Source organism: Pseudomonas sp. CFBP2511, from assembly GCF_030209255.1.
In the GTDB taxonomy this organism is placed as follows: Bacteria; Pseudomonadota; Gammaproteobacteria; order Pseudomonadales; family Pseudomonadaceae; genus Aquipseudomonas; species Aquipseudomonas avellanae.
Window position 1 is genome coordinate 136,067 of sequence record NZ_JARVSI010000018.1, and the last position, 24,053, is coordinate 160,119.

Genomic DNA, 24,053 nt, shown 5'->3' on the forward strand with positions numbered 1-24,053 from the left:
TGAGGGGCAGAGCAGTTTGCCCCCACGTTGGTGTTGCCAACGTGGGGGCAAGTCAGGCCTTGACGGTTACTGGCAAGCCTCACAATCCGGCTCGTCAATCGCGCAGGCCTTTGGCACCGGGGCCGGGCCAGCAGGTGCGGCTTCGGTCGGGCGAGGGGCGGTGATCGCCGAGTCGTCCGGGCCGTGGCCGCCGCTCGATACTGCGTTGAGCTTGCCGGTGTTGACGGTGGACTTCTCGGTGCTGGTCGCGGCCAGGGCACGGAGGTAGTAAGTGGTTTTCAGACCACGGTACCAGGCCATGCGGTAGGTCACGTCCAGCTTCTTGCCCGAAGCGCCAGCGATGTACAGGTTCAGCGACTGAGCCTGGTCGATCCACTTCTGACGACGGCTTGCCGCGTCGACGATCCACTTGGTGTCCACTTCGAAGGCAGTCGCGTAAAGCTCTTTGAGCTCCTGCGGGATGCGCTCGATCTGTTGCACCGAACCGTCGTAGTACTTGAGGTCGTTGATCATGACCGAGTCCCACAGGTCGCGGGCCTTGAGGTCGCGAACCAGGTACGGGTTGATCACGGTGAATTCGCCGGACAGGTTCGATTTCACGTACAGGTTCTGGTAGGTCGGTTCGATCGACTGCGACACACCCGTGATGTTGGCGATGGTGGCGGTCGGTGCGATGGCCATGATGTTCGAGTTACGAATGCCTTTCTGCACACGGGCACGAACCGGCGCCCAGTCCAGGGATTCTTTCAGGTCGACATCGATGTACTTCTGGCCACGCTGCTCGATGAGGATCTGTTGCGAGTCCAGCGGCAGAATACCCTGGGACCACAACGAACCCTGGAACGTCTCGTAGGCACCGCGCTCGTCAGCCAGGTCGCAGGACGCCTGAATGGCGTAGTAGCTGACCGCTTCCATCGAGCTGTCAGCAAACTGCACGGCAGCATCGGAACCATAAGGAATGTGCTGCAGGTACAGCGCGTCCTGAAAGCCCATGATGCCCAGGCCGACCGGACGGTGGCGCAGGTTGGAGTTGCGGGCCTGCGGCACGGAGTAGTAGTTGATGTCGATGACGTTATCGAGCATGCGAACGGCTACATCGATGGTGCGCTTGAGCTTGTCGGTGTCCAGCTTGCCGTTGACGATGTGGTTCGGCAGGTTGATCGAGCCCAGGTTGCAGACCGCGATCTCGTCCTTGTTGGTGTTCAGGGTGATCTCGGTGCACAGGTTCGAGCTGTGAACCACGCCCACGTGCTGCTGCGGGCTGCGCAGGTTGCACGGGTCTTTGAAGGTCAGCCAGGGGTGGCCGGTTTCGAACAGCATCGAGAGCATCTTGCGCCACAGATCCTTGGCCTGGATGGTCTTGAACAGTTTCACCTTGCCCGGGTATTCGGTCAGCGCTTCGTAGTACTCGTAACGCTCCTGGAAGGCCTTGCCGGTCAGGTCGTGCAGGTCCGGCACTTCGGAAGGCGAGAACAGGGTCCACGGGCCGTCGTCGAAGACGCGCTTCATGAACAGGTCAGGGATCCAGTTGGCGGTGTTCATGTCGTGGGTACGACGACGATCATCACCGGTGTTCTTGCGCAGCTCGATGAACTCTTCGATGTCCATGTGCCAGGTTTCCAGGTAGGCACAGACAGCGCCCTTGCGCTTGCCGCCCTGGTTGACCGCAACGGCGGTGTCGTTGACCACTTTGAGGAACGGCACGACGCCTTGCGACTTGCCGTTGGTGCCCTTGATGTACGAGCCCAGCGCACGAACCGGTGTCCAGTCGTTGCCAAGGCCGCCTGCGAATTTGGACAGCATGGCGTTGTCGTGGATCGCGTGGTAGATGCCCGACAGGTCATCCGGCACGGTGGTCAGGTAGCAGCTGGACAGCTGTGGACGCAGGGTGCCGGCGTTGAACAGTGTCGGGGTCGACGACATGTAGTCGAACGACGACAGCAGATTGTAGAACTCGATGGCGCGGTCTTCACGGGCTTTCTCTTCAATTGCCAGGCCCATGGCCACGCGCATGAAGAAGATCTGCGGCAGTTCGAAACGCACGCCATCCTTGTGGATGAAGTAACGGTCGTACAGGGTTTGCAGGCCCAGGTAGGTGAACTGCTGATCGCGCTCGTGGTTGATGGCCCTGCCGAGTTTTTCGAGGTCGAATTCAGCCAGCACAGGGTTGAGCAGTTCGAACTTGATACCGGTGGCGACGTAGGCAGGCAGCGCCTTGGCGTACAGGTCGGCCATTTCGTGGTGGGTGGCGCTGTCGGCGACACCGAGGAAGCCCAGGCCTTCGGCGCGCAGGGTGTCCATCAGCAGGCGGGCGGTGACGAACGAGTAGTTCGGCTCGCGCTCGACCAGGGTACGCGCGGTCATGACCAGTGCGGTGTTGACGTCTTTCAGCGCCACGCCGTCGTACAGGTTTTTCAGGGTTTCGGTCTGGATCAGGTCGGCGTCGACTTCAGCCAGGCCTTCACACGCTTCGGTGACGATGGTGTTCAGGCGACCCATGTCCAGCGGCGCAAAGCTGCCGTCGGCGAGGGTGATGCGGATCGACGGGTGAGCCTGAACCTGATCTTCGGGGGCGCGACCGGCACGCTCCTTGGCACGTGAATCACGGTAGATCACGTAGTCGCGAGCGACTTTCTGTTCGCCGGCACGCATCAGGGCCAGTTCGACCTGATCCTGGATTTCTTCGATGTGGATGGTGCCGCCCGAAGGCATGCGACGCTTGAACGTGGCGCTGACCTGTTCGGTCAGGCGGGCAACGGTGTCGTGGATGCGCGACGAGGCAGCAGCATTGCCGCCCTCAACTGCAAGAAACGCCTTGGTGATGGCGACGGTGATCTTGTCATCCGTGTAAGGGACGACAGTACCGTTACGCTTGATCACGCGCAGTTGACCGGGGGCCGTGGCAGACAGATCCTGTTGGGCCTGGCTTGCCTGCGGCGCGCCGGTCGGCGAGTTCTCGCGAGTTGTGTCTGTTTGCATGTGTGACTCCACGTTCCTTTAAGTTTGTTTGGGCATTGCTGCCCACCGTTTCGTTTCGAGCAGTGAGTCGCAAAAGGCGACCCAAGGCTCCAAAACGAAGGCGGCAGCGGGGGTGTTTTTCCGCTGCCAGGTTTTGAAGCCAAAAAGGACCGGGCCAAGCCCGATCCTTTGAAAATCTGATGAAGAATGCGTGTTCGATGTTGCAAGCCGTGTACTGCGCGGCTTTGCTCCCCGCGCGAACGAACGCGTAACGAAAACGACTTTAATTTCAACCCCGCAAACGCAAGAAAAGTGCTTGAGTTTCTCGATTGAGTTGTGCTGGGTTTTTTGCAGGAAACCCTACATGTAGGGTGTCCCTAGCCGTCGGGCTACAAGATAATGCGTTTTGGACATGAATTGCAACGCACGGCCTGTGGATAAAGTGTGTGTAGTTTGTGTATGAAACGCACACCATGCGTGTAGGCCGCATAACTACTGGACCGGACCGTTTGTCACCGATTTTTGTAGGCACCGTCGCCACGGGACTGATTTTTGAGGGCGCGAACCCTATCACAAAAAAACGGCGCTGCAAGGGCAATCTGGCATGTCGTTTGCCGCGTTGCTTTCTTCTCGTTCGGCAGCGGCTGCGGTTGCTACACTCGCCTGCGACAAGGGGCCGCAACCCCGCGTTGCAACACACAATAACAACAGTAGGGAGATGCCTTTGGAGCCGCACACCTGGCACGTGCTCATCGTCGAAGACGACCTGCGCCTGGCCGAGCTGACCAGCGATTATCTGCAGAATAACGGCCTGAGCGTGTCGATAGAAGGCAATGGCGCGCTGGCGGCGGCGCGGATCATCGATGAACAGCCGGACTTGGTGATTCTCGACCTGATGCTGCCCGGCGAAGACGGCTTCAGCATCTGCCGCACCGTGCGCGACCGCTACGACGGGCCGATTCTGATGCTCACCGCGCGCACCGACGACACCGATCATATTCAGGGGCTGGACACCGGGGCTGATGATTTTGTCTGCAAACCGGTCCACCCCCGTGTGTTGTTGGCGCGCATTCATGCCTTGTTGCGCCGCAGTGAAGCGCCGCAAGTGCCGGCCGCCGAGCTGCGCCGTCTGGTGTTCGGGCCACTGGTGGTGGACAACGCGTTGCGCGAGGCCTGGCTGCGCGAACAAAGCATCGAGCTGACCGGTGCCGAATTCGACCTGTTGTGGCTGCTGGTGGCCAATGCCGGGCGCACGCTGTCCCGCGAAGAAATCTTCACTGCGTTGCGCGGTGTGGGTTACGACGGCCAGGATCGCTCGATTGACGTGCGTATCTCGCGCATTCGTCCCAAGATCGGCGACGACCCCATTCATCCGCGCCTGATCAAGACCGTGCGCAGCAAGGGCTACCTGTTTGTGCCTGAAGCAGCGCAGGACATGAGCGGCCACGTGTTCAGCGGCTGACCTGATGAACTCGATCTTTCTGCGCATCTACGGCGGTATGCTCGGCGTTCTGGTGCTGGTCGCGCTGCTCGGCGTACTGGCCTTGCATGTGCTCAATCAGGAGCGCGGCGAGCAGTACCGCGAGCGGCTGGCCCACGGCACATTTACGGTCCTGGCCGACAATCTGCTTTCGCTCGACGCCATCGAGCGGCGCCGTGCGCTTGCGGTCTGGGAGCGGCTGATGGGCATTCCCTTGAGCCTGCAAAGCGTCGAGCAGGCTCATCTGGACAGCGGCGCGCGCGGTCGGCTGGCGCGTGGCCAGGTGGTGGTCGAGCAAATGGGGCCGCACGCCGCCAGGGTCTATCGCCAGTTGAGTGACACGGAGCCGCTGCTGTTGACCGGCGAAGTTCAGCAGATCACCGAGCAACTGGCGCGGGCGACTATCTACCTGTTGATCGACGAGCTGGTGCGTTTTCCGGTCGATGAGCAACCGGCGCGTCTGCAAGCGCTGCGCATCGACAAGGGTTTTGGCTTCGACATGCACCTGCTGGCGCTGGATCAGGCTGACCTGGATGACGATCAGCGCCGCCGCATCTATGAAGGCGACACGGTGATGGCGCTGGGCAAGGGCGGCGATTCGATTCGCGTGCTGGCCGGGATTGTCGACACCAACTGGGTGTTGGAGATCGGCCCGCTGTACCAGATGACCCCCTATCCGCTGCACTGGCTGCTGCTGATTGCCCTGCTGGGGCTGTGTTTCATCGGTCTGGTGGTTTATTTGCTGGTGCGGCGCCTGGAGCGACGCGTGCTGGAACTGGAAGCCGCAGCCACGTTGATCGCGCAAGGCAGCCTGCAAACCCGCGTGCCCACCGAGGGTTCTGATTCGGTCGGGCGTGTGGCGTCGGCGTTCAACAGCATGGCCGAGAACCTGCAACGCTCGCTGATGATCCAGCGCGAACTGGTGCGCGCCGTGTCTCACGAGCTGCGCACGCCGGTGGCGCGGCTGCGTTTTGGTCTGGAGATGGTCAGCGACGCCACCACGCCCGAGGCGCGGCTCAAGTACATGCGCGGCATGGACAGCGACATTCAGGACCTCGACAAGCTGGTCGATGAAATGCTCACTTACGCGCGCCTGGAGCAGGGCGCGCCTACCCTGAATTTTCAGCGCATCGATCTGGGTGCGCTGATCGATCAGGTTATCGCCGAACTGGCCCCGCTGCGCGCGGATGTCAGGATCACGCGCGGCGAGTGTTTCACGTCTGAAGAGGGCGAGGCGGCCTGGGTCGAGGCCGAGCCGCGTTATCTGCACAGGGCGCTGCAAAACCTGGTCAGCAACGCGATGCGCCATGCCGAGACCGAGGTGCGCATCAGCTATCAACTGGGCGCGCAGCAGTGCCGCATCAACGTGGACGACGACGGTCCGGGCGTTCCTGAAGAGGCGTGGGAGCAGATTTTTACGCCCTTCATGCGCATCGACGACAGCCGTACCCGCGCGTCGGGTGGGCACGGGCTGGGCCTGTCGATTGTGCGGCGGATCATCCACTGGCATGAAGGCCGTGCGCTGGTCGGGCGCAGTGTTGGTCTGGGCGGGGCGTGTTTCAGCCTGTCCTGGCCGCGCACGCAGGTGCCGCGTTGAGTTCGCCTTTGTTTGCTGGAGCGTTGGCGCCGTTTGGGTGCACGTTGCTGGCGGCAGATGACCCGCGCCCGGTGGTGGTGTTGCCTGAACTGCTGCAACCCGCGCGGCTTGATCAACTGTTGCTGAGTGTTTACGGGCCGCAACTGATGCCCAGTCAGTTGCCGGTGCTGGTCTCGCAGTGGGCCAAGTTTTACTTCATGCAGATCATTCCCCCGGTGCTGGTTGCCAGCCTGGTGCAGGGCTGGCATTGGCCGTTGACGCTTGATCAGGTGGGGGTGGCGCTGGACGAGCGTGGCGTGCCCTGTGGTGTCAGGTTGGTGGGGCAGGGCGAGGTCTGGCGGGATGTTCCGGTTGATCCGTTTCAGCGCTTTGCCGGTTTGCTGGACGATAACCTGCAACCGTTTATTACCGCGTTGAGTGCGTATGGCGAACTGCCCGGCGCAGTGTTGTGGAGCAGCGCCGGTGATTACCTGGAAGGCTGCCTTACTCGACTGGCTGAGTGCAGCAATGCGTCGCTGGCGGCGGGTATGGCGTTGTTGACTGAAAAACGCCGGCCGGATGGTCGGACCAATCCGTTGTTTCAGGCGGTGCGTTATGTGGTGCAGGCGCAGGGGGCTGAGCCGCGTCGGCAGCGGCGGGTGTGTTGTCTGAGCCACCGGGTTGAGTGGGTCGGGCGCTGCGAGCATTGCCCGCTGCCTGAGTGATCAACCTTCGACCGCGACCAGGCTCAACAGATGATCGCCCAGCACATTGAACTGGCCGTCCAGCTCCTTGCCTGCATGCCATTCGCTGGACAGGTCGATCAGCAGTCGCAGGCGGGCGTTGCCGTCGGCGGACCACTCCAGCAATTGTGCATCTTCGAAATAGAAGCGCTTTTGCACGATGGGGTAAAGGGCCTTGAACAGCGCTTCCTTGATCGAAAAGGTCAGAGTGACGCGCAACGCTAGTTGATCCTGCGGGCCGGCGGCCATGTCGGCCAGCTCGGCGGCGGTCAGGATTTCCCCGGCCAGGCGTGAAGCGCGGTCGTGGCTCAGCAGGTTTTCCGTGTCCAGCCCCAGCCCGCGCCATTGCTGCTTGTGCGCCACCACCGCAGCGGCCCAGCCGGTGCTGTGAGTGATCGAACCACAGACATCACTTGGCCAGATTGGCGCACGGTCTTCGCCCAGCGTGGGGGTATGCAGCCGGCCATCAAGCTGGCTTAGCGCCTCGCGGGCGCACAGGCGACCGGCGAGAAACTCGGCCTGACGCTTGGCGACCGAGCGCTGAATGCTCGCAGGCGTCTGGACGGCACAGCGCTGAAAGTCATCGGCACCCAGCTTGTGCGGATCAAAACGCCCACTGACCAGCACCGCCCCCGGCAGCGCATGCGGCAGTGGCCAGTGCTGGAGGAGTTCGGGGCAGCAAAGCGGGAGGTTGGTTAATTGAGTCATGGGCGGCATTTTGCCGGGGGATTGGATTGTAGGGAAGGGCGCTGGGTGCCATATCGTGCGAAGCTCCGCGTCGCATGCCGTTCTGGACGCTCCGCGTCCTCTAAGCCAAGTAGAGCAAAAAACTGGTCACACTTTCATCATTTCCACCCACTCAGTCGGGATGTATCGTTCGGACCTCTGATGATTCAAGGATGAACAGATGGGCCGGAGTCGATACACCATCACCGAACCTGAAAAACCTCACTTCCTGACCTGCACAGTGGTGGAGTGGTTACCGCTTTTTACCCGGCCTGTTCTGGTAGACATTCTGTTGAATGCCTGGCGCTATCAACAGGCTAATCAAGGACTGCAGCTCTTCGGGTATGTCGTACTGGAAAACCATTTGCACTTTGTGGCCCAAGCGCCCGCTCTGGACAAATGTGTGAGCAGTTTCAAGTCGTTTACGGCTCGACAGATAATCGAAGCACTTGAGAACGCCAACGCCGAGAGCACGTTGGAGCGTCTGCGGTTTGTCAAGCGCCTGCACAAGAGTGACAGGGTTTATCAGGTCTGGCAGGAAGGAGCCCATGCCGAACTGGTGTGGAGCGAAAAGGTTATGCGGCAGAAGCTCGATTACATTCACCATAACCCGGTAAAGAGGGGCTATGTGGACGTCGGCGAGCACTGGAGATATTCCAGCGCCCGAGATTATGAAGGGCAGCGCGGTTTGATCGATATTCAACGCTGGTATTAACGAAGTGTTGCGACGCAGAGCGTGCGGAACGATCATCGCAACTATCGTGCGGCGCTCCGCGTCGTCATGCCATTCCGGACGCTCCGCGTTCTCTTGGCGACGCAGAGCGTCGAGACCTGCATTCCCACGCTGGAGCGTGCGGAACGAGATATCAACTACCGTGCGGCGCTCCGCGTCGCATGCCGTTCCGGACGCTCCGCGTCCTTGGCGACGCAGAGCGTCGCGACCTGCATTCCCACGCTGGAGCGTGCGGAACGAGATATCAACTATCGTGCGGCGCTCCGCGTCGCATGCCGTTTCGGACGCTCCGCGTCCTCTTGGCGACGCAGAGCGTCGAGACCTGCATTCCCACGCTGGAGCGTGCGGAACGTGATATCAACTATCGTGCGACGCTCCGCGTCGCATGCCGTTCCGGACGCTCTGCGTCCTCCCAGTTTCGGGTGGACGCAGAGTCTCAGTTATCGCTCAACCAAAGATCTTCTTGAAAAACACCTGCATGTCTGACCACGAGCTCTGGTCCGCAGCTTTGTCGTAGCCGATGTCCGGGCCGCCGTGTTCGCCGTGGCTCAGGCGGTCGGCGTCGGGGTTGGTGAAGCCGTGTTTGGCGCCGTCGATGCTGACGAATTTATAGTCTGCCTTGGCGTCGTCCATTTCCTTCTTGAAGGCGGCGACGTTCTCCGGTGTGACCATGCTGTCCTTGGCACCATGCTCGACCAGCATTGGCACTTTGATGCCCGGTTTGGCCGGGCTATTGGTGACCAGTGCGCCGTGGAAGCTGACCACGCCCAGCAACGGTTCGCCGCGACGGGCCGCGTCCAGCACGATCTTGCCGCCGAAGCAGTAACCCACCGCTGCAATCTTTTTCGGGTCGGTCTGCGGTTGTTTCTTCAATTGCTCAAGCCCGGCATCAAAGCGCTTGTCGGCCGCATCGCTGTCCTTGAGCGCGGCCTGCATGAAGGCCATCGCGTCTTTCGGGTGCTCGGTGTTCTTGCCTTCGCCGTACATGTCGATGGCCATGGCGCTGTAACCCAGTGCCGCCAGATCACGGGCGCGACGCTTGGCATAGTCGTTCAGGCCCCACCACTCGTGAACCACCAGCACACCGGGGCGCGGGCCTTTTACGGCGTCGTCGTAAGCGTAGTAACCCACCAGTTTTGTACCGTCGGCACTTTTGTAATCGATCTGCTCGGTCTTGATCGCTGCCTGGCCGAGGCCAGTCAGGCCCATCATGATCATTGCAATCCACAAGCGCATGTTCAGCTCCTTCTTGGGTGGGGTGCAGCACGAATGTCAAAAGATAGCCGATTCTGCCGCCTGCGGCGCGCACGACTGTTCAGCGCCGGTTCATCGCGTGTTCAGTCGGGGTTCAGCCCGGCGCGATTACTGTTGAGCCGTACCTTGACAGCGTCCCCGAGCGCAAAAGGAGTCGAAATGTTGAATCTCAACAAGTTTTTCCTGGCCTTGGCTTTTCTGGGTGGCAGTGCGGCGGCGCAGGCGGGCGATGGCAGGCTTGACGTGGCCCGCATCGAGTTCGGCAAGACCAGTGAAAGGTTCGACGACGCCAACAGCTGGGGGCATGCGCTTAATGAGCAGGCGCGATCCAATGTGTCGGTGGGGACGCTTTATTCTCCGCCGGTTTACGGCAGTCTGACGGGGACTCACAATGGCGTGCCTGTCAGCCGCGAAATCCTGCTGGGCAGCTATGATGTGACACAGCCTGTGCCCGTCAGCGCCCGCCTGTTGAGTACTGAGGCGACGATGTCGTTTCATTCTTTGTCTTGAGGCTGTGATTGTGCCTGGGAGAGCTGCATGAAGTTGTTGGTAGTCGAGGATGAAGCGCTGCTGCGCCATCACCTGCGTACCCGTCTGACCGAAGCGGGGCACGTGGTGGAAGCGGTGGCCAACGCCGAAGAAGCGCTGTATCAGGTTGCCCAATTCAATCACGATCTGGCCGTGATCGACCTCGGCCTGCCGGGCATCGGCGGGCTGGACCTGATTCGTCAGTTGCGCGCGCTGGGCAAGGCTTTTCCGATCCTGATCCTGACCGCGCGCGGTAACTGGCAGGACAAGGTCGAGGGGCTGGCCGCCGGGGCTGACGATTACGTGGTCAAACCGTTCCAGTTCGAAGAGCTGGAAGCGCGGCTCAACGCCTTGTTACGCCGCTCCAGCGGCTTTATTCAGTCAACCATCACCGCTGGCCCGCTGTTGCTGGACCTCAACCGCAAGCACGCCGCGCTGGGCGAGCAGCCGCTGGCGCTGACGGCCTACGAATACCGCATTCTCGAATACCTGATGCTTCATCATCAGCAAGTGGTGCCCAAAGAGCGCTTGATGGAGCAGTTGTACCCCGATGACGACGAGCGCGATCCGAACGTGATCGAAGTGCTGGTTGGCCGGCTGCGTCGTAAACTGGACAGCAGCGTGGCGTTCAAACCCATCGAAACCGTGCGCGGCATGGGCTATCTGTTCAATGAGCGCTGTACGTGATTCGTTCGCTTCGCCTGCGTCTGATGTTGGGCGCCGCCACGTTGGCGGTGATCTTCATGTTACTGATGCTGCCTGCGCTGCAGGGCGCATTCAGCCTGGCGCTGCGCGGGGCGATCGAACAACGGCTGGCTTCCGATGTGACCACCATGATTTCGGCGGCGCGCGTCGAAGACGACCATCTGTTGATGCCGTCTGTGCTGCCGGGCGAACAGTTCAACCTGCCCGGCAGCCGGCTGCTGGGCTACATCTATAACCGTCAGGGGCAGATGGTCTGGCGTTCGCTGTCTACCGAGTCCGAGAACATCGACTACCACCCGCACTATGACGGGCAGGGCAGCGAATTCACCAAGATCAAGGAAATCAACGGCGACGAGTTCTTCGTCTATGACGTCGAGATTCGCCTGCTCGGCGGTCGCAACGCCGCCTACAGTATCGTCGCCGTGCAGCCATTGCGCGGCTACCAGGAAACCATCGACGGTTTGCGCCGCAAACTCTACCTGGGCTTTGGCGCTGCGTTGGCGGTGCTGCTCGGGCTGTTGTGGATGGGCCTGACCTGGGGGTTGCGTGCGTTGCGCGGCCTGAGTCAGGAGCTCGATCAGGTGGAATCGGGCGTGCGCGACAGCTTGAGTGAAGAGCATCCCAGCGAACTGCTGCGCCTGACCGACTCGCTCAACCGCCTGCTGCGCAGCGAGCGTGAGCAACGGATTCGTTACCGCGATTCCCTCGACGACCTGGCTCACAGCCTGAAAACACCGCTGGCGGTGTTACAGGGCGTCAGTGAAAACATCGCCAAACGCCCCGAGGACGTTGAGCAGGCCTGGGTGCTGCAATCGCAGATCGAGCGCATGAGCCAGCAGATCGGCTATCAACTGCAACGCGCCAGCCTGCGCAAGAGCGGTCTGGTGCGCCACCACGTGATGCTGCGGCCAGTGGTCGAAAGCCTGTGCAACACGCTGGACAAGGTCTACCGCGACAAGCAGGTCAAGGCCACGCTCGACCTGCCGGAGCTTTGTCAGGTGCACATGGAGGAGGGCGCGCTGCTGGAAATGCTCGGCAACCTGCTGGAAAACGCCTATCGGCTTTGCCTGAGCGAAGTACGCGTCAGCTTCACCCGCTCAGCGGACGGCGATGAGCTGTGCATCGAAGACGACGGCCCCGGCGTCCCGCACAGCCAGCGCGCGCGTATCCTTGAGCGTGGCGAACGACTGGACCGCCAGAACCCCGGGCAGGGCATTGGCCTGGCGGTGGTCAAGGACATCATCGAAAGCTATGGCGCACAACTGACGCTGGGGGACTCACCGCTGGGCGGCGCGGCGTTCAGGATTCATTTTCTGGCGCAGTGATGGTCGGCACGACGGTCCAGGTTATCGTTCATGGCGCTCCAGCGTCGCACGATAGCTGGGGTTATCACCAACACGCAAAAGGCGGATATCCGCCACTGATACCCCGACTTTTCATTCATACGGCGGAAAACCGCCACCTCATCTTCCCATTCCCGGCTACTGTTACCCGTGTAAGCCTTGCTGAGCGGGGTTTTGATATCATTTTGACTGCGTGGCACAGCTATTGCTATCCAGAGGGTAGATGTCTGCCTTGTGCAGCTCGACAAAACAAATCCCTCCAGTGCAGGAGGGTTAGCGCTTTATAGGCTCGCGTGCATCAGGTGAAGATGCCGACGACGCCCTTGAGGAAAACTGCAATGACGACTCGTCAGCCCATCTACAAATCCCTCTATTTTCAGGTAATCGTAGCGATTGTCATCGGTATCCTGATCGGTCACTTCTACCCGGAAACCGGCAAGGCTTTAAAGCCACTGGGTGACGGGTTCATTAAACTGATCAAGATGGTTATCGCTCCGATCATCTTCTGTACGGTTGTCAGCGGTATCGCCGGCATGCAGAACATGAAGTCGGTCGGCAAGACCGGTGGTTATGCGCTGCTGTACTTCGAGATCGTTTCGACCATCGCCCTGCTGATCGGTCTGATCGTGGTCAACGTGGTTCAGCCGGGTGCCGGCATGAACATCGACGTCAGCACGCTTGATGCCTCCAAGATCGCGGCTTATGTGACTGCCGGTAAAGACCAGAGCATCGTCGGCTTTATCCTCAACGTGATTCCGAACACCATCGTCGGCGCGTTCGCCAACGGCGATATCCTGCAAGTCCTGATGTTCTCGGTGATCTTCGGTTTCGCCCTGCATCGTCTGGGTTCGTATGGCAAGCCGGTTCTGGACTTCATCGATCGCTTCGCCCACGTGATGTTCAACATCATCAACATGATCATGAAGCTGGCGCCTATCGGTGCGTTCGGTGCCATGGCCTTCACCATCGGTGCCTACGGCGTAAGCTCGCTGGTGCAGTTGGGTCAGTTGATGATCTGCTTCTACATTACCTGCGTGCTGTTCGTGGTGCTGGTGCTGGGCTCCATCTGCCGCGCTCACGGTTTCAGCATCTTCAAGCTGGTTCGTTACATCCGTGAAGAGCTGTTGATCGTACTGGGTACTTCCTCTTCGGAATCGGCCCTGCCACGCATGCTGATCAAGATGGAGCGTCTGGGTGCGCAGAAGTCTGTCGTAGGTCTGGTTATCCCGACCGGTTACTCGTTCAACCTGGACGGTACCTCGATCTACCTGACCATGGCTGCCGTGTTCATCGCTCAGGCGACCAACACGCACATGGACATCACTCACCAGATCACCCTGTTGCTGGTGTTGCTGCTGTCGTCCAAAGGTGCTGCCGGCGTAACCGGTAGCGGCTTCATCGTACTGGCTGCCACCCTGTCGGCTGTTGGCCACCTGCCGGTCGCCGGTCTGGCGCTGATTCTGGGTATCGACCGCTTCATGTCCGAAGCCCGCGCCCTGACCAACCTGGTCGGTAACGCTGTTGCGACCGTCGTGGTTGCCAAGTGGGTTGGCGAGCTGGACACCGACAAGCTGCAGTCCGAGCTGGCTTCCGGTGGCAGTGCCATCCTGGAAACCCGTCCTGAAGACGACCTCGGCGTTGCCGAAGGCCCGACTCCGGCCAACGCGGTGAACACCACCAAGACCGTCTGATAACTTCAGGCCATGAAAAAACCCATCTTCGGATGGGTTTTTTTAGGCCTGCGTTTTGTCGGGGATTATTCCGTGCGCGTCTCGCCGCTGAACATCAGCGGCTCGCGGCAGCGGCGGCACAGGTAGCGCCGGCCCTTGCGTACCATGCTGTGGCGTTGAGACGTGAACGGGAAGTCGCTGTCCGGGCAAGGGCAGCGGTAGATGTAACGGATCACGCTGCGCCGCTGAACGGCGTAGGTGTGGCAGCGGTTGGGCGGCAGTTCATAGACGCCGCGCATGATCAGTTGCCACTCCTCGCCGTGCGGCTGAATGTCGCCGCCAAACAGCTGGTGGGCGACCAGGTGCGCGACTTCGTGGGGGACTGTCTGGCGCAGGAAATCTTCGGCGTTTTCCTGGTACAGCTGCGGGTTGAAGCGCAGCAGGTTCTCGTGCAAGTGCGCGACACCGGCCTTTTGACCACGCAGCTGGAAGCTGACCACCGGGCGTTTGAAGGTGCGTTTGAAGAAGGTTTCGGCTTGTAGGTAACAGGTTTCAACGCGGGAATTGAGTTGTTCGTGCATGCTTTATGGGTCTCCAGTGCGCCAAGTATGCCGCAATGTCGCTATGCTCTGACAATACCGGCTGCCCGGTGGTCGTTTCAGACTCTAGCCATTGATGGGCGCTATCGATGGCAGCGCCGGCCCGTAGGCAGCCTGTTTAACCCTTTGTTGGTTGTGCGTAAAATAGCGGCCTTTTCTAACGTCATCGGCGGATACCTTCAGTACATGGGCACCCTCTCAGTCAATCAGAACAAACTGCAGAAACGTCTGCGTCGGCTGGCCGGCGAGGCGGTTGCCGACTTCAATATGATCGAAGAGGGCGACAAGGTCATGGTCTGCCTGTCCGGCGGCAAGGACAGCTACACCTTGCTTGATGTACTGATGCATTTTCAGAAGGTTGCGCCGATCAGGTTCGACATCGTGGCCGTCAACATGGACCAGAAGCAGCCGGGTTTTCCCGAACACGTGCTGCCGGCGTATCTGAAAGAGCTGGGTGTGGAGTACCACATCGTTGAAAAGGACACCTATTCGGTGGTCAAGGAGTTGATCCCCGAAGGCAAGACTACCTGTTCGCTGTGTTCAAGGCTGCGGCGCGGCACGCTGTACACCTTCGCCGACCAGATCGGCGCTACCAAGATGGCGCTGGGGCATCATCGCGACGACATTATCGAGACGTTTTTCCTCAACATGTTTTTCAACGGCGCGCTCAAGGCCATGCCGCCCAAGCTGCGTGCCGATGATGGCCGCAACGTGGTGATTCGCCCGTTGGCCTACTGCCACGAGAAGGACATCCAGGCTTACTCGGACCTCAAGCAGTTTCCGATCATCCCGTGCAACCTGTGCGGCTCGCAGGAAAACCTGCAGCGTCAGGTGGTCAAGGACATGCTGCTGGACTGGGAGCGCAAGACGCCGGGCCGCACTGAAAGCATCTTCCGCGCCCTGCAGAACGTGCAGCCGTCACAGTTGGCTGACCGCAAGCTGTTCGATTTCAGCCAGTTGCGCATCGACGAAACCGCAGCCTCACGGTTCGTCAATGTGGTCAATATCTGATTGCGATCAGTGGTTGACGGTGAAGGCCAGCATGGCTGACAGCTGGCACATCGGCCGACCGCTCTGGGCATGCCACTGGTTGAACACGTCCTGCACAATGGCCTGATCGCGTTTGCTGGTCGGCACTTTGTCGACGATATCCTGCGCGTTCAATGCGGCGACCACGTCCCAGGTGGGAATGAACGTGTCCTTGCCGATCATGCGCAGGAACCGCGGCGATGACAGCCCGCCCATCTGGTTGCCGTGCTTGGCGAGGTACTGCCACAGCCCGGTGATGTTATCGACCGGCCACTGCGCGATGAATGTGCCGAAACTGCCGTGTTCCTGCTCGATGTCCAGAATCAGCTGCGCATTGCGCGGCACGCTCTTGAGCTTGCCCAGGTGACGAATGATGCGTGCGTCCTGCATCAGACGTTCCAGATGGTCGGCGCCCATCAGCACGACTTTTTCCGGGTCGAAGCGATAGAACACTTCTTCGAACGCTGGCCATTTGGAGTCCACCAGGCTGTGTTTCAGGCCTGCACGAAACACGCGCAGGGCCATGGTCGACAGGTAACGGTCGGCGCTGATGGCTTGCAGTTGTTTCGCAGTCTTGGGCGAGGGCAGGTGGGCTTCCAGAGCTTTGGCGGAGCCGAATCGATTCAGGCAATACTCGTTCAGCCATTTGTAGTCGTGCATCGGTTCTCCAGAGAATTAAACAGGCAGGGCAAGGATTCAGACCGATCCTTGCGCTGCAAGTTTGCGATTTAACCGAACGCTCGGGGGCGGGTCGTTCAGCTACGCGGTGCGTCCAGACGCAGCGCGGTTTTCGCCAGGCGCTGGCCCAGCGCGCGGCACAGGTCGGTTTCGTGCCGGTCCAGCGCGCGTTTGCCGTCGGCCCCGGCGTGATGACTGGCGCCATAGGGGGTGCCGCCGCCAGCGGTTTCCAGCAATGCCGATTCGCTGTACGGCAGGCCCATGATCAGCATGCCGTGGTGCAGCAGCGGCAGCAGCATCGACATCAGTGTGGTTTCCTGGCCACCGTGCAGGCTGGCGGTGGAGGTGAAGACGCCAGCCGGTTTGCCGACCAGTGCGCCGGTCAGCCACAGGTTGCTGGTGCCGTCCAGAAAGTATTTCAGCGGCGCGGCCATGTTGCCAAAACGGGTCGGGCTGCCGAGTGCCAGGCCGGAACAGTTTTTCAGGTCATCCAGGCTTGCGTACAGCGCGCCGTTTTCCGGGATCTCCGGGGCGCTCGCTTCGTGGTCGGCAGAAACGGCGGGCACGGTACGCAGTCGCGCTTCCATGCCGCCCAGCTCGATACCGCGGGCGATCTGCCGGGCCATTTCGCTGGTTGAGCCATTACGGCTGTAATACAGAACCAGAATATAAGGTGTGCTCACGGCAGCAGCTCCAGAATGTTCTCGGGTGGTCGGCCAATCACAGCCTTGTTGCCTGCGACCAGAATCGGCCGTTCGATCAGTTTCGGGTGAGCGGCCATGGCGGCGACCAGTTGCTCGTCGCTCAGGCTCGGGTCGGCCAGGTTGAGCTGCTTGTAATCGTCTTCACCAGTGCGCAGCAGTTGCCGGGCGCTGATACCCAATTTGCCGAGCAGGTCGTGCAATGTGCCGGTATCCGGCGGGGTTTCCAGATACAGAATGATGTCGGGCGTCAGGCCGCGGGCCTGAAGCAGTTCCAGCGCGCCGCGGGATTTGGTGCAGCGCGGGTTGTGATACAGCGTCAGATCGGTCATTTGCAGGTCGCATCTTGTGTGGGGTGGCGTATTCTAACCAGCGATGGCACTGTCCGACATATCGGATGGTCAATAGCAGTGGCTTGGGTATAAGTAATTGCAGGTTGAACGGGGCGAGGAAGGAAACACATGGCAAGGCGATTGACAGCAGCAGTGATACTTTTCGGCAGCTTGCTTTTGAGCGGATGTGGCGTAGATCTGGGCACTGACCAGAATGGCCAGAAGGTTGCCATCGAGCGAATCAAAGGCCATTGGCTGGTAGTGAACTACTGGGCTGAGTGGTGCGGCCCTTGCCGTACCGAGGTGCCGGAATTCAATGCATTGTCCGAGCAGCTCAAGGACAAAAAGGTCACGGTGTTGGGTGTCAACTTCGACAACCTGCAGGGCGACGAGCTGAAAAATGCCGCCAATGCGCTGGGCATCAAGTTCACCGTGCTGGCTCAGGACCCGGCCGAGCAGTACAGCCTGCCGCCGTCGGAAGCGCTGCCGGTGACCTATATCATCGATGACAAAGGCAAGATGCGTGAGCAATTGCTCGGCGAGCAATCGGCGGCGACTGTGATCCAGAAGCTCAAGGCCTTGCGCGGGGAGGGCTGATCGACAGTTGAGATTATCGTTCCCTACGCTCCAGCGTGGGAATGCAGGTTGCGACGCTTTGCGTCGCAAGAGGACGCGAAGCGTCCAGAACGGCATGCGACGCGGAGCGTCGCACGATAGTCACGGGGCAGCAGCCCGGGGCACCGTCAGCTATCTTCCAGCCAGAAGCGCAGTGGCTTGCCCTGGGCTGGCCACAGGCGCAGTTGCTCAATGGGCGAGATGTCCCAGCGTTGCACGCTGCTGATGGCTTTGATAAAGCGTTGTTCCTGTTCCATCAGTGCCGGGGCGCACATTTTGCGGGTCTTGCCCACTGCGCCGAAGCTGATGGTGTGGTCGTTCAGCGTATAGGGCGCGAACCAGTGGTTGCAGCCAGCGTTGCCATACGCGCGGCCATCGGCGCCCAGGGTCATGGTCAGGCGGCTGTTGTCGATCAGCGGACGTTCGCCGATCCATTCCATCACGTAGCCATGATCCTGGCGGATCGGCAGCGGGTCAGCAGTGCAACCGGCCAGCAGCGCGGCGCCGATCAGGCTCAGGAGTGCACACTGTTTCATGCCGCTTTCTCCTGGCACTTTTTGCAGAGGTGCTTCTCGCCATCGGTTTTCCAGCCCAGCTCCGCAATACGCGCATTGGCGGCAGGTTTCTGCGCCTTGACGCCCAGCTTGCTTTCTACCATGAACTCGAAATTCAGTTCGGCGTTGCAGCTGTCGCAATGCACTTGCCACTGGTGAATCGCCAGCTCGTCGAATACCGGGCCCTTGGCCACTGCAATCCACTGGCCGGGCGGGTTGATCAGGTGCCGGACCTTCTCGACCGTCAGGCGCATGTGCAGGCTTTTGCTGCCCTTGATGGTGACCAGCAACTGGTCGTTGTCATAGATCGAGCCGCCGTTGCCGGTGACCTGATAGCGGCCAGGTGCCAGTGTCCGGCATTCGGTCAGGGTGTGTTGCGGGTTGAGCATGCTGTAGCGAAAATCGTGTTCGGCCATGGGTCCTCCAAAATTGCGCGCATCCTATCATGCTCAGCCTTGATCGTTTCCTGGGGCGTGAGTATGACTAACGAGAGGCTGCATCACGCTGTCACCCGCGCCTCTGTTTCCAGACGCACGATGGCTTTGTCCAGGTCGTCGAGGGCGTCGCCAGTGTGCGGCGCGTCCTGTTTGAGCAGGGTTTCGGCACGTTGGCAGGCGGTGCGCAGTTGCGGGACGCCGCAGTAACGTGTGGCCCCGTGCAGGCGGTGGATGCGTTCGATCAGGGCCTGTACGTCCTGGCTGGCACGCGCCACGCGGATGGCTTCGCGGTCGGCGTCCAGTGAGGCGAGCAGCATGGCCAGCATGTCGGCGGCGAGGTCCGCCTTGCCAGCAGCCAGGCGCAGCCCTTCTTCAGGGTCGAGCACCAGCGGCCCGACGTGGGCTTCGAGTGATTCATTCTGGCGTTCCGGCGCGGAGTTGCGCAGTGCCAGCCCCGACCACTTGAGCACCACCTGCGCCAGTTGCCGCTCGCTGATCGGCTTGGTCAGGTAGTCGTCCATGCCGCTTTGCAGCAGCGAGCGTTTTTCATTGGCCATCGCGTGGGCCGTAAGGGCCACGATCGGCAGAGAACTCTGGCCGCGCTCGGCTTCCCAGGCGCGGATCGCTTCGGTGGCCTGACGCCCGTCCATGCCCGGCATCTGCACGTCCATCAATACCAGATCGAACGCTTCCTGCTGCACTGCATTGACCGCCGCATAGCCGCCTTCAACCGCCATCACCTCGGCCCCCATGTCTTCAAGCAGAGTCTGCACCAGCAGCAGATTGGCCGGGTTGTCATCCACGCACAGCACGCGGGGCGCGCGGCTCGACAGCGGCGGGGCGATGTCGGCACGTATCGCGCGTGGAGCGATCAGTTCGGACAGGGCTTTTTGCAGTTTGCGGGTACAGGCGGGTTTGGCTTGCAACTGGGTGTAGACGTCGTGGACCGCCAACTGAAACAGCGCGTATTCAGTGGTCGGGCACAGCACCATCACCTTGCAGTTGAGGTTTTCCAGATCCCAGATGTGCTGACGCAGGCGTTCCGGGGAAATTTCCAGCGTCGTGACGCCGAGCACCGCCAGGTCAATCGCCGCCGGGGTTTCATGGGCGGCGGTCACGCCGTTGAGCAGGTTTTCCAGGTTAGTGAACACCACGGTGTGCAGGCCGCAGTCTTCCAGTTGATGCTCCAGCGCCTGGCGTGCGAGGTCATGGTGCTCAAGCACGGCAGCGCGCAACCCTTCCAGCGGTAGATTGAGCGATTCTTCCTTGTCTTCGCGGGCCTTGGGCAGTTTCAGGCTGATCCAGAACTCCGAGCCTTCGCCGGGGGTGCTGTCGACCCCGATTTCGCCGCCCATCTGCTCGATCAGCCGTTTGGAAATCACCAGCCCCAGACCGGTGCCGCCTGGCTGGCGCGAGAGTGAATTGTCAGCCTGGCTGAAGGCCTGAAACAACGCCCGCACATCCTGACTGGACAGGCCGATCCCGGTGTCCTGCACACTGATGCGCAATTGCGCGTGTTCTTCGGTTTCATCTTCAAGCATGGCGCGGGCAACGATGGTGCCTTCGCGGGTGAACTTGATCGCGTTGCTGACCAGATTGGTCAGAATCTGCCGCAACCGCAGCGGGTCGCCAGACAGCGCCAGCGGCGTGTCGCGGTACACCAGGCTGACCAGCTCCAGATGTTTGGCATGGGCCGCCGGCGCGAGAATGGTCAGCGTGTCCTGCAACAGATCGCGCAGGTTGAACGGAATGTTGTCGAGCACCAGCTTGCCGGCCTCGATCTTCGAAAAGTCGAGAATCTCGTTGATGATGCTCAACAGGTTGTCGGCAGATTTCTCGATGGTCGCCAGATAGTCGAACTGGCGCGGCGTCAGCTCGCTTTTCTGCAGCAAATGGGTGAAGCCCAGAATGCCGTTGAGCGGCGTGCGGATCTCGTGGCTCATATTGGCCAGAAATTCGGACTTGATCCGGCTGGCTTCCAGCGCTTCCTTGCGCGCCAGGTCCAGTTCGATGTTCTGAATCTCGATGGTTTCCAGGTTCTGCCGAACGTCTTCGGTGGCCTGGTCGATGCTCATTTGCAGTTCTTCCTGCGCATTCTGCAGGGTGGCCGCCATGCGATTGATGCCCGAGGCCAGCTCGTCGAGCTCGCGACTGCCCAGTGGCGGCAGGCGGGTTTCAAGGTTGCCGTCCTTGAGTTGCGAGACAGCCTGCTTGATCTGGCTCATCGGACCGTTGATGGTCCGGCTCAGGCGCACGGCAACGACGGCGGTAATGGCCAGCCCGGTGAAAATCAGCAGCAGGCTGGCAAACAGGCTTCGATAGCCGCGCAGCAAGGTGCCGTTGTGGGAAATTTCCACGTCCACCCAGCCCATCAGGGTGTCGGCTTCGGCGGGGATGATCGGGCTGGTCAGGTGGCGTTGATTGCCGAACACCGGCAGTAGATAGCGCGTGGCGTCAGTGCCCGTCGAGTTGAGCAGCTGCGAGCTGTTGCCGATGGGCGTGGGGCTGATCATCGTCGGGCCCGCATGCGCCAGTGGCGAGCGATCGACATCCAGAAACGACACGGCGCGCACGTCGGGCTGCTCCAGTGTCTGTGTCGCGATGCGGCTCAACAGCACCTTGTCCTTGCGCCCCAGTGCACTGGCCGACAGTGGTGCCAGATCCTGAGCGATCATTTCACCCCGTAGCAGCAACTGGCTTTGCAGTTCGCTCAACTGCATCCAGGTGAAATAGCCACCCAGCATCGCGGCCATCAGGCTGGCAGGCAGAATCGTCAGTAGCAGCACACGGCCTTTTATACCCAGCTTGGTCAGCACGCTTTTTCTCCAGCAACAGGTATCAATCCGTCGATATCAGGCAAGGGCTGCCTGGCTGTATCGGCACAAGGGCACGAGTTTAGCCATTTAACGTCAGTGTGGGCACATTACTCTGCGCACCGTGGCAAGCCGGCGCTGGAAAATGGCCGACGAACGCGCTCGCCAATCCGGCGTTATGCTTTTTGGGAATAACGACCGCACTTTGCGTGATATGGGCTTTGAGCGTTTGCCGTTATGATAGGCGCCCCCGCAGACTGGACCGCGAATACGCCATGACCCTGCAGTATCAAACCATCGCCGATTGCGTCGGCAACACCCCGCTTGTGCGTCTGCAACGCATGATGGGCACTACCAGCAATACCATCCTGTTGAAACTGGAAGGTAACAACCCTGCTGGTTCGGTAAAAGACCGCCCGGCGTTGTCGATGATCACCCGTGCCGAGCTGCGCGGCCAGATCGTCCCCGGCGACACGCTGATCGAAGCCACCTCCGGCAACACCGGCATTGCGCTGGCCATGGCGGCGGCGATCAAGGGTTACCGCATGATTCTGATCATGCCGGACAACTCCAGTGCCGAGCGCAAGGCGGCAATGACCGCCTATGGCGCCGAGCTGATTCTGGTCAGCAAGGACGAAGGCATGGAGGGCGCGCGTGATCTGGCTGATCGCATGCAGGCAGAGGGTCGCGGCAAAGTGCTCGATCAGTTTGCCAACGGCGACAATCCCGAGGCGCATTACACGTCCACCGGTCCGGAAATCTGGCAACAAACGGCAGGCACCGTTACCCACTTCGTCAGTTCGATGGGCACCACCGGCACCATCATGGGCACTTCGCGCTACCTCAAGGAGCAGAACCCCGACGTGCAGATCGTCGGTCTGCAACCGATGGAAGGCGCGTCGATCCCGGGTATTCGCCGCTGGCCTTATGAATACCTGCCGAAAATCTATCAGTCGGATCGCGTCGATCGCATCATCGACATGGGGCAGACCGAGGCCGAAGAAACCATGCGCAGGCTGGCTCGTGAAGAGGGTATTTTCTGCGGCGTTTCGTCCGGCGGTTCGGTGGCCGGTGCGCTGCGTATTGCCCGCGAAGTCGAAAACGCCACGATTGTGGCAATCATCTGTGACCGAGGCGACCGCTACCTGTCGACCGGTATCTACGACATGCCCAACTGATGGCCAAGCATGAACGAGGCCTGCGCTTCCAGCCCACGGGCGGCGTCAAAAGCGTGCAGATTCCTGCCGGTAAAAAGCAGCGCCTGAGCATCGAACGGCTGTCCGATGACGGTCGCGGCATTGCGTTTCTTGAGGGCAAGACCTGGTTCGTCGCGGGCAGTCTGGCCGGTGAAGAGGTTGAGGCGCGGGTGCTCAATGCGCGCGGCAAGGTGGTCGAAGCGCGCACCGAGCGGGTGTTTGTTGCCAGCGACCTGCGACGCGCCCCGGCCTGTGATTATTTTGGCCGTTGTGGCGGATGCAGCGTTCAGCATGTGCCCCACGAAGAACAGCTTGCCCTGAAACAGCGCATGCTCGCCGAGCAGTTGTTGCGCGTGGCGAACGTGGTGCCGGATGAATGGGCCGCGCCGTTGAGCGGCGCCGAACTGGCCTATCGCAGGCGCGCGCGGGTCGCGGTGCGCTGGGATGCCAAGGCCAAACGGCTCGACGTGGGCTTTCGTGCGGCGGCCAGCCAGGACATCGTCAGTATCGAAGAGTGTCCGGTGCTGGTACAGGCCTTGCAACCGATCATGAGTCAGTTGCCGGCCATGCTCAAAAGTTTCAGCAAACCGCAAGTGTTGGGTCACGTCGAGCTGTTCAGCGGCTCTTCCACTGCGGTGTTGCTGCGTCACACCGCGCCTTTGGCGGAGGCTGATCTGGCAACGCTGCAAGCGTTTTGCAAGACGTATGGCGCGCAGCTCTGGCTGCACGGTGAAGGTGAGCCACAGCCGGCCAGCCCAGGCGATACGCTGGGTTACCGGCTTGAACCGTGGAACCTGCAACTGGCATGGCGACCGGGAGATTTCATTCAGGTCAACGCGGCGGTCAATACCGCGATGATCGAGCAGGCGCTGCACTGGCTGGCACCTGCGGCTGATGAACGAGTGATGGACCTGTTTTGCGGCTTGGGCAACTTCGCCCTGCCGCTGGCGAGTCTGGCAAAAGACGTGGTGGCGGTCGAAGGCGTTGCGACCATGGTCGAACGTGCAGCGGTCAACGCAATGAGTAATGATCTGCACAATGTGCGGTTTTTTCAGGCGGATCTTTCCCAGCCGCTGACACACGCCGACTGGGCGGCAGAGGGGTTTTCTGCGGTACTCTTGGACCCACCGCGTGACGGAGCCTTTGAAGTGGTGCGCCAGATCAGAAAAACAGGCGCTCAACGGTTGCTTTATGTCTCATGCAACCCGGCAACCTTGGCTCGTGACACGGTCGAACTGGTTAAACAGGGCTACCGATTAAAACGTGCCGGAATTCTTGATATGTTTCCACAAACGGCGCATGTCGAGGCGATGGCTTTATTTGAAGTGAGTAAGTGAGCAGCCTTCATTGGATAGAGTTTAGCTGCTGACAGGGACCTCATTT

General features: G+C 60.6%; 22 protein-coding genes. 12 read left to right on the forward strand and 10 right to left on the reverse strand.

The genetic code is table 11. The features are described from left to right. Window positions 1-66: 66 nt before the first annotated feature. Window positions 67-2,979 (reverse strand): ribonucleoside-diphosphate reductase subunit alpha, encoded by a 2,913-nt coding sequence (locus tag QRN38_RS15695; protein WP_007245648.1) that lies wholly within the window; start codon window positions 2,977-2,979, stop codon window positions 67-69. Window positions 2,980-3,676: 697 nt separating this feature from the next. Between QRN38_RS15695 and QRN38_RS15700 the strand changes: the two genes are divergently transcribed. From QRN38_RS15700 to fhuF, 3 genes are read left to right on the forward strand one after another with little or no spacing between them, the layout of a single operon-like run. Next, a complete protein-coding gene (locus QRN38_RS15700) occupies window positions 3,677-4,420 on the forward strand; it encodes a response regulator (protein ID WP_007245647.1) in 744 nt (247 codons plus the stop codon). Between the two features lie 4 nt (window positions 4,421-4,424). Beyond that, entirely contained in the window at window positions 4,425-6,035 is a 1,611-nt protein-coding gene (locus QRN38_RS15705; RefSeq protein ID WP_057418683.1) for an ATP-binding protein, read from the forward strand. Beyond that, the gene (gene fhuF / locus QRN38_RS15710; protein WP_057418684.1) at window positions 5,993-6,739 is read left to right on the forward strand and encodes a siderophore-iron reductase FhuF; all 747 of its coding nucleotides are present in this window, start codon (window positions 5,993-5,995) and stop codon (window positions 6,737-6,739) included. Before QRN38_RS15705 ends, fhuF begins: the two co-directional genes overlap by 43 nt. On the opposite strand, the gene QRN38_RS15715 is transcribed toward fhuF, so the two are convergent. After that, the gene (locus QRN38_RS15715; RefSeq protein WP_217997754.1) at window positions 6,740-7,465 is read right to left on the reverse strand and encodes a 4'-phosphopantetheinyl transferase family protein; all 726 of its coding nucleotides are present in this window, start codon (window positions 7,463-7,465) and stop codon (window positions 6,740-6,742) included. It lies immediately after the preceding gene. A 199-nt stretch (window positions 7,466-7,664) separates the two neighbouring features. Here QRN38_RS15715 and QRN38_RS15720 point away from each other — a divergent pair, with 199 nt between their 5' ends. Further along, a complete protein-coding gene (locus tag QRN38_RS15720; RefSeq protein WP_007245643.1) occupies window positions 7,665-8,198 on the forward strand; it encodes an REP-associated tyrosine transposase in 534 nt (177 codons plus the stop codon). Between the two features lie 465 nt (window positions 8,199-8,663). Here QRN38_RS15720 and QRN38_RS15725 read toward each other — a convergent pair whose 3' ends face one another. Then, window positions 8,664-9,452 (reverse strand): dienelactone hydrolase family protein, encoded by a 789-nt coding sequence (locus tag QRN38_RS15725; RefSeq protein ID WP_024666369.1) that lies wholly within the window; start codon window positions 9,450-9,452, stop codon window positions 8,664-8,666. Window positions 9,453-9,629: 177 nt separating this feature from the next. Between QRN38_RS15725 and QRN38_RS15730 the strand changes: the two genes are divergently transcribed. The 4 genes from QRN38_RS15730 (at window position 9,630) to QRN38_RS15745 (ending at window position 13,737) form a co-directional block, all read left to right on the forward strand. Continuing rightward, complete coding sequence (locus QRN38_RS15730; protein WP_007247370.1) at window positions 9,630-9,980, forward strand: hypothetical protein; 351 nt, start codon at window positions 9,630-9,632, stop codon at window positions 9,978-9,980. 27 nt (window positions 9,981-10,007) lie between these two features. Then, window positions 10,008-10,685, forward strand: coding sequence for a response regulator (locus QRN38_RS15735; protein ID WP_003381559.1), 678 nt, complete (start codon window positions 10,008-10,010; stop codon window positions 10,683-10,685). Further along, on the forward strand, window positions 10,682-12,028 hold the full coding sequence (locus QRN38_RS15740; RefSeq protein ID WP_005739017.1) for an ATP-binding protein: 1,347 nt from the start codon (window positions 10,682-10,684) through the stop codon (window positions 12,026-12,028). Before QRN38_RS15735 ends, QRN38_RS15740 begins: the two co-directional genes overlap by 4 nt. A gap of 356 nt (window positions 12,029-12,384) precedes the next feature. Continuing rightward, window positions 12,385-13,737: a dicarboxylate/amino acid:cation symporter gene (locus QRN38_RS15745; protein WP_005766635.1), complete on the forward strand. Its 1,353-nt coding sequence runs from the start codon at window positions 12,385-12,387 to the stop codon at window positions 13,735-13,737. A 65-nt stretch (window positions 13,738-13,802) separates the two neighbouring features. On the opposite strand, the gene QRN38_RS15750 is transcribed toward QRN38_RS15745, so the two are convergent. Then, complete coding sequence (locus QRN38_RS15750; protein WP_007247368.1) at window positions 13,803-14,297, reverse strand: SprT family zinc-dependent metalloprotease; 495 nt, start codon at window positions 14,295-14,297, stop codon at window positions 13,803-13,805. Window positions 14,298-14,501: 204 nt separating this feature from the next. On the opposite strand from QRN38_RS15750, the gene ttcA reads away from it, so the two are divergent. After that, window positions 14,502-15,326, forward strand: a complete 825-nt coding sequence (gene ttcA / locus QRN38_RS15755; RefSeq protein ID WP_005766638.1) for a tRNA 2-thiocytidine(32) synthetase TtcA — start codon at window positions 14,502-14,504, stop codon at window positions 15,324-15,326. A gap of 6 nt (window positions 15,327-15,332) precedes the next feature. Here ttcA and QRN38_RS15760 read toward each other — a convergent pair whose 3' ends face one another. The 3 genes from QRN38_RS15760 to arsC all read right to left on the reverse strand — a co-directional run bounded on the left by QRN38_RS15760 (window position 15,333) and on the right by arsC (window position 17,055). Beyond that, the gene (locus QRN38_RS15760; protein WP_005766640.1) at window positions 15,333-16,004 is read right to left on the reverse strand and encodes a DNA-3-methyladenine glycosylase I; all 672 of its coding nucleotides are present in this window, start codon (window positions 16,002-16,004) and stop codon (window positions 15,333-15,335) included. A 95-nt stretch (window positions 16,005-16,099) separates the two neighbouring features. Then, window positions 16,100-16,705, reverse strand: coding sequence for an NAD(P)H:quinone oxidoreductase (gene wrbA, locus QRN38_RS15765; protein ID WP_003381567.1), 606 nt, complete (start codon window positions 16,703-16,705; stop codon window positions 16,100-16,102). Beyond that, on the reverse strand, window positions 16,702-17,055 hold the full coding sequence (arsC, locus tag QRN38_RS15770) for an arsenate reductase (glutaredoxin) (protein WP_005766642.1): 354 nt from the start codon (window positions 17,053-17,055) through the stop codon (window positions 16,702-16,704). Before arsC ends, wrbA begins: the two co-directional genes overlap by 4 nt. Window positions 17,056-17,184: 129 nt before the next feature. Here arsC and QRN38_RS15775 point away from each other — a divergent pair, with 129 nt between their 5' ends. Next, complete coding sequence (locus QRN38_RS15775) at window positions 17,185-17,652, forward strand: TlpA disulfide reductase family protein (protein WP_057418686.1); 468 nt, start codon at window positions 17,185-17,187, stop codon at window positions 17,650-17,652. A gap of 146 nt (window positions 17,653-17,798) precedes the next feature. On the opposite strand, the gene QRN38_RS15780 is transcribed toward QRN38_RS15775, so the two are convergent. The 3 genes from QRN38_RS15780 to QRN38_RS15790 form a co-directional block, all read right to left on the reverse strand. Beyond that, entirely contained in the window at window positions 17,799-18,206 is a 408-nt protein-coding gene (locus QRN38_RS15780) for an META domain-containing protein (RefSeq protein ID WP_007247363.1), read from the reverse strand. After that, window positions 18,203-18,640 carry a hypothetical protein gene (locus QRN38_RS15785; protein ID WP_005766645.1) on the reverse strand — a complete coding sequence of 146 codons (438 nt, stop codon included), beginning with the start codon at window positions 18,638-18,640 and terminating at the stop codon, window positions 18,203-18,205. Before QRN38_RS15785 ends, QRN38_RS15780 begins: the two co-directional genes overlap by 4 nt. 83 nt (window positions 18,641-18,723) lie before the next feature. Continuing rightward, window positions 18,724-21,477, reverse strand: coding sequence for a response regulator (locus QRN38_RS15790; protein ID WP_057418687.1), 2,754 nt, complete (start codon window positions 21,475-21,477; stop codon window positions 18,724-18,726). A gap of 272 nt (window positions 21,478-21,749) precedes the next feature. Between QRN38_RS15790 and cysM the strand changes: the two genes are divergently transcribed. Both cysM and rlmD read left to right on the forward strand, forming a co-directional pair. Then, a complete protein-coding gene (cysM, locus tag QRN38_RS15795; protein WP_005616363.1) occupies window positions 21,750-22,652 on the forward strand; it encodes a cysteine synthase CysM in 903 nt (300 codons plus the stop codon). After that, the gene (rlmD, locus tag QRN38_RS15800; RefSeq protein WP_122222957.1) at window positions 22,652-24,007 is read left to right on the forward strand and encodes a 23S rRNA (uracil(1939)-C(5))-methyltransferase RlmD; all 1,356 of its coding nucleotides are present in this window, start codon (window positions 22,652-22,654) and stop codon (window positions 24,005-24,007) included. Before cysM ends, rlmD begins: the two co-directional genes overlap by 1 nt. Window positions 24,008-24,053: the final 46 nt, after the last annotated feature.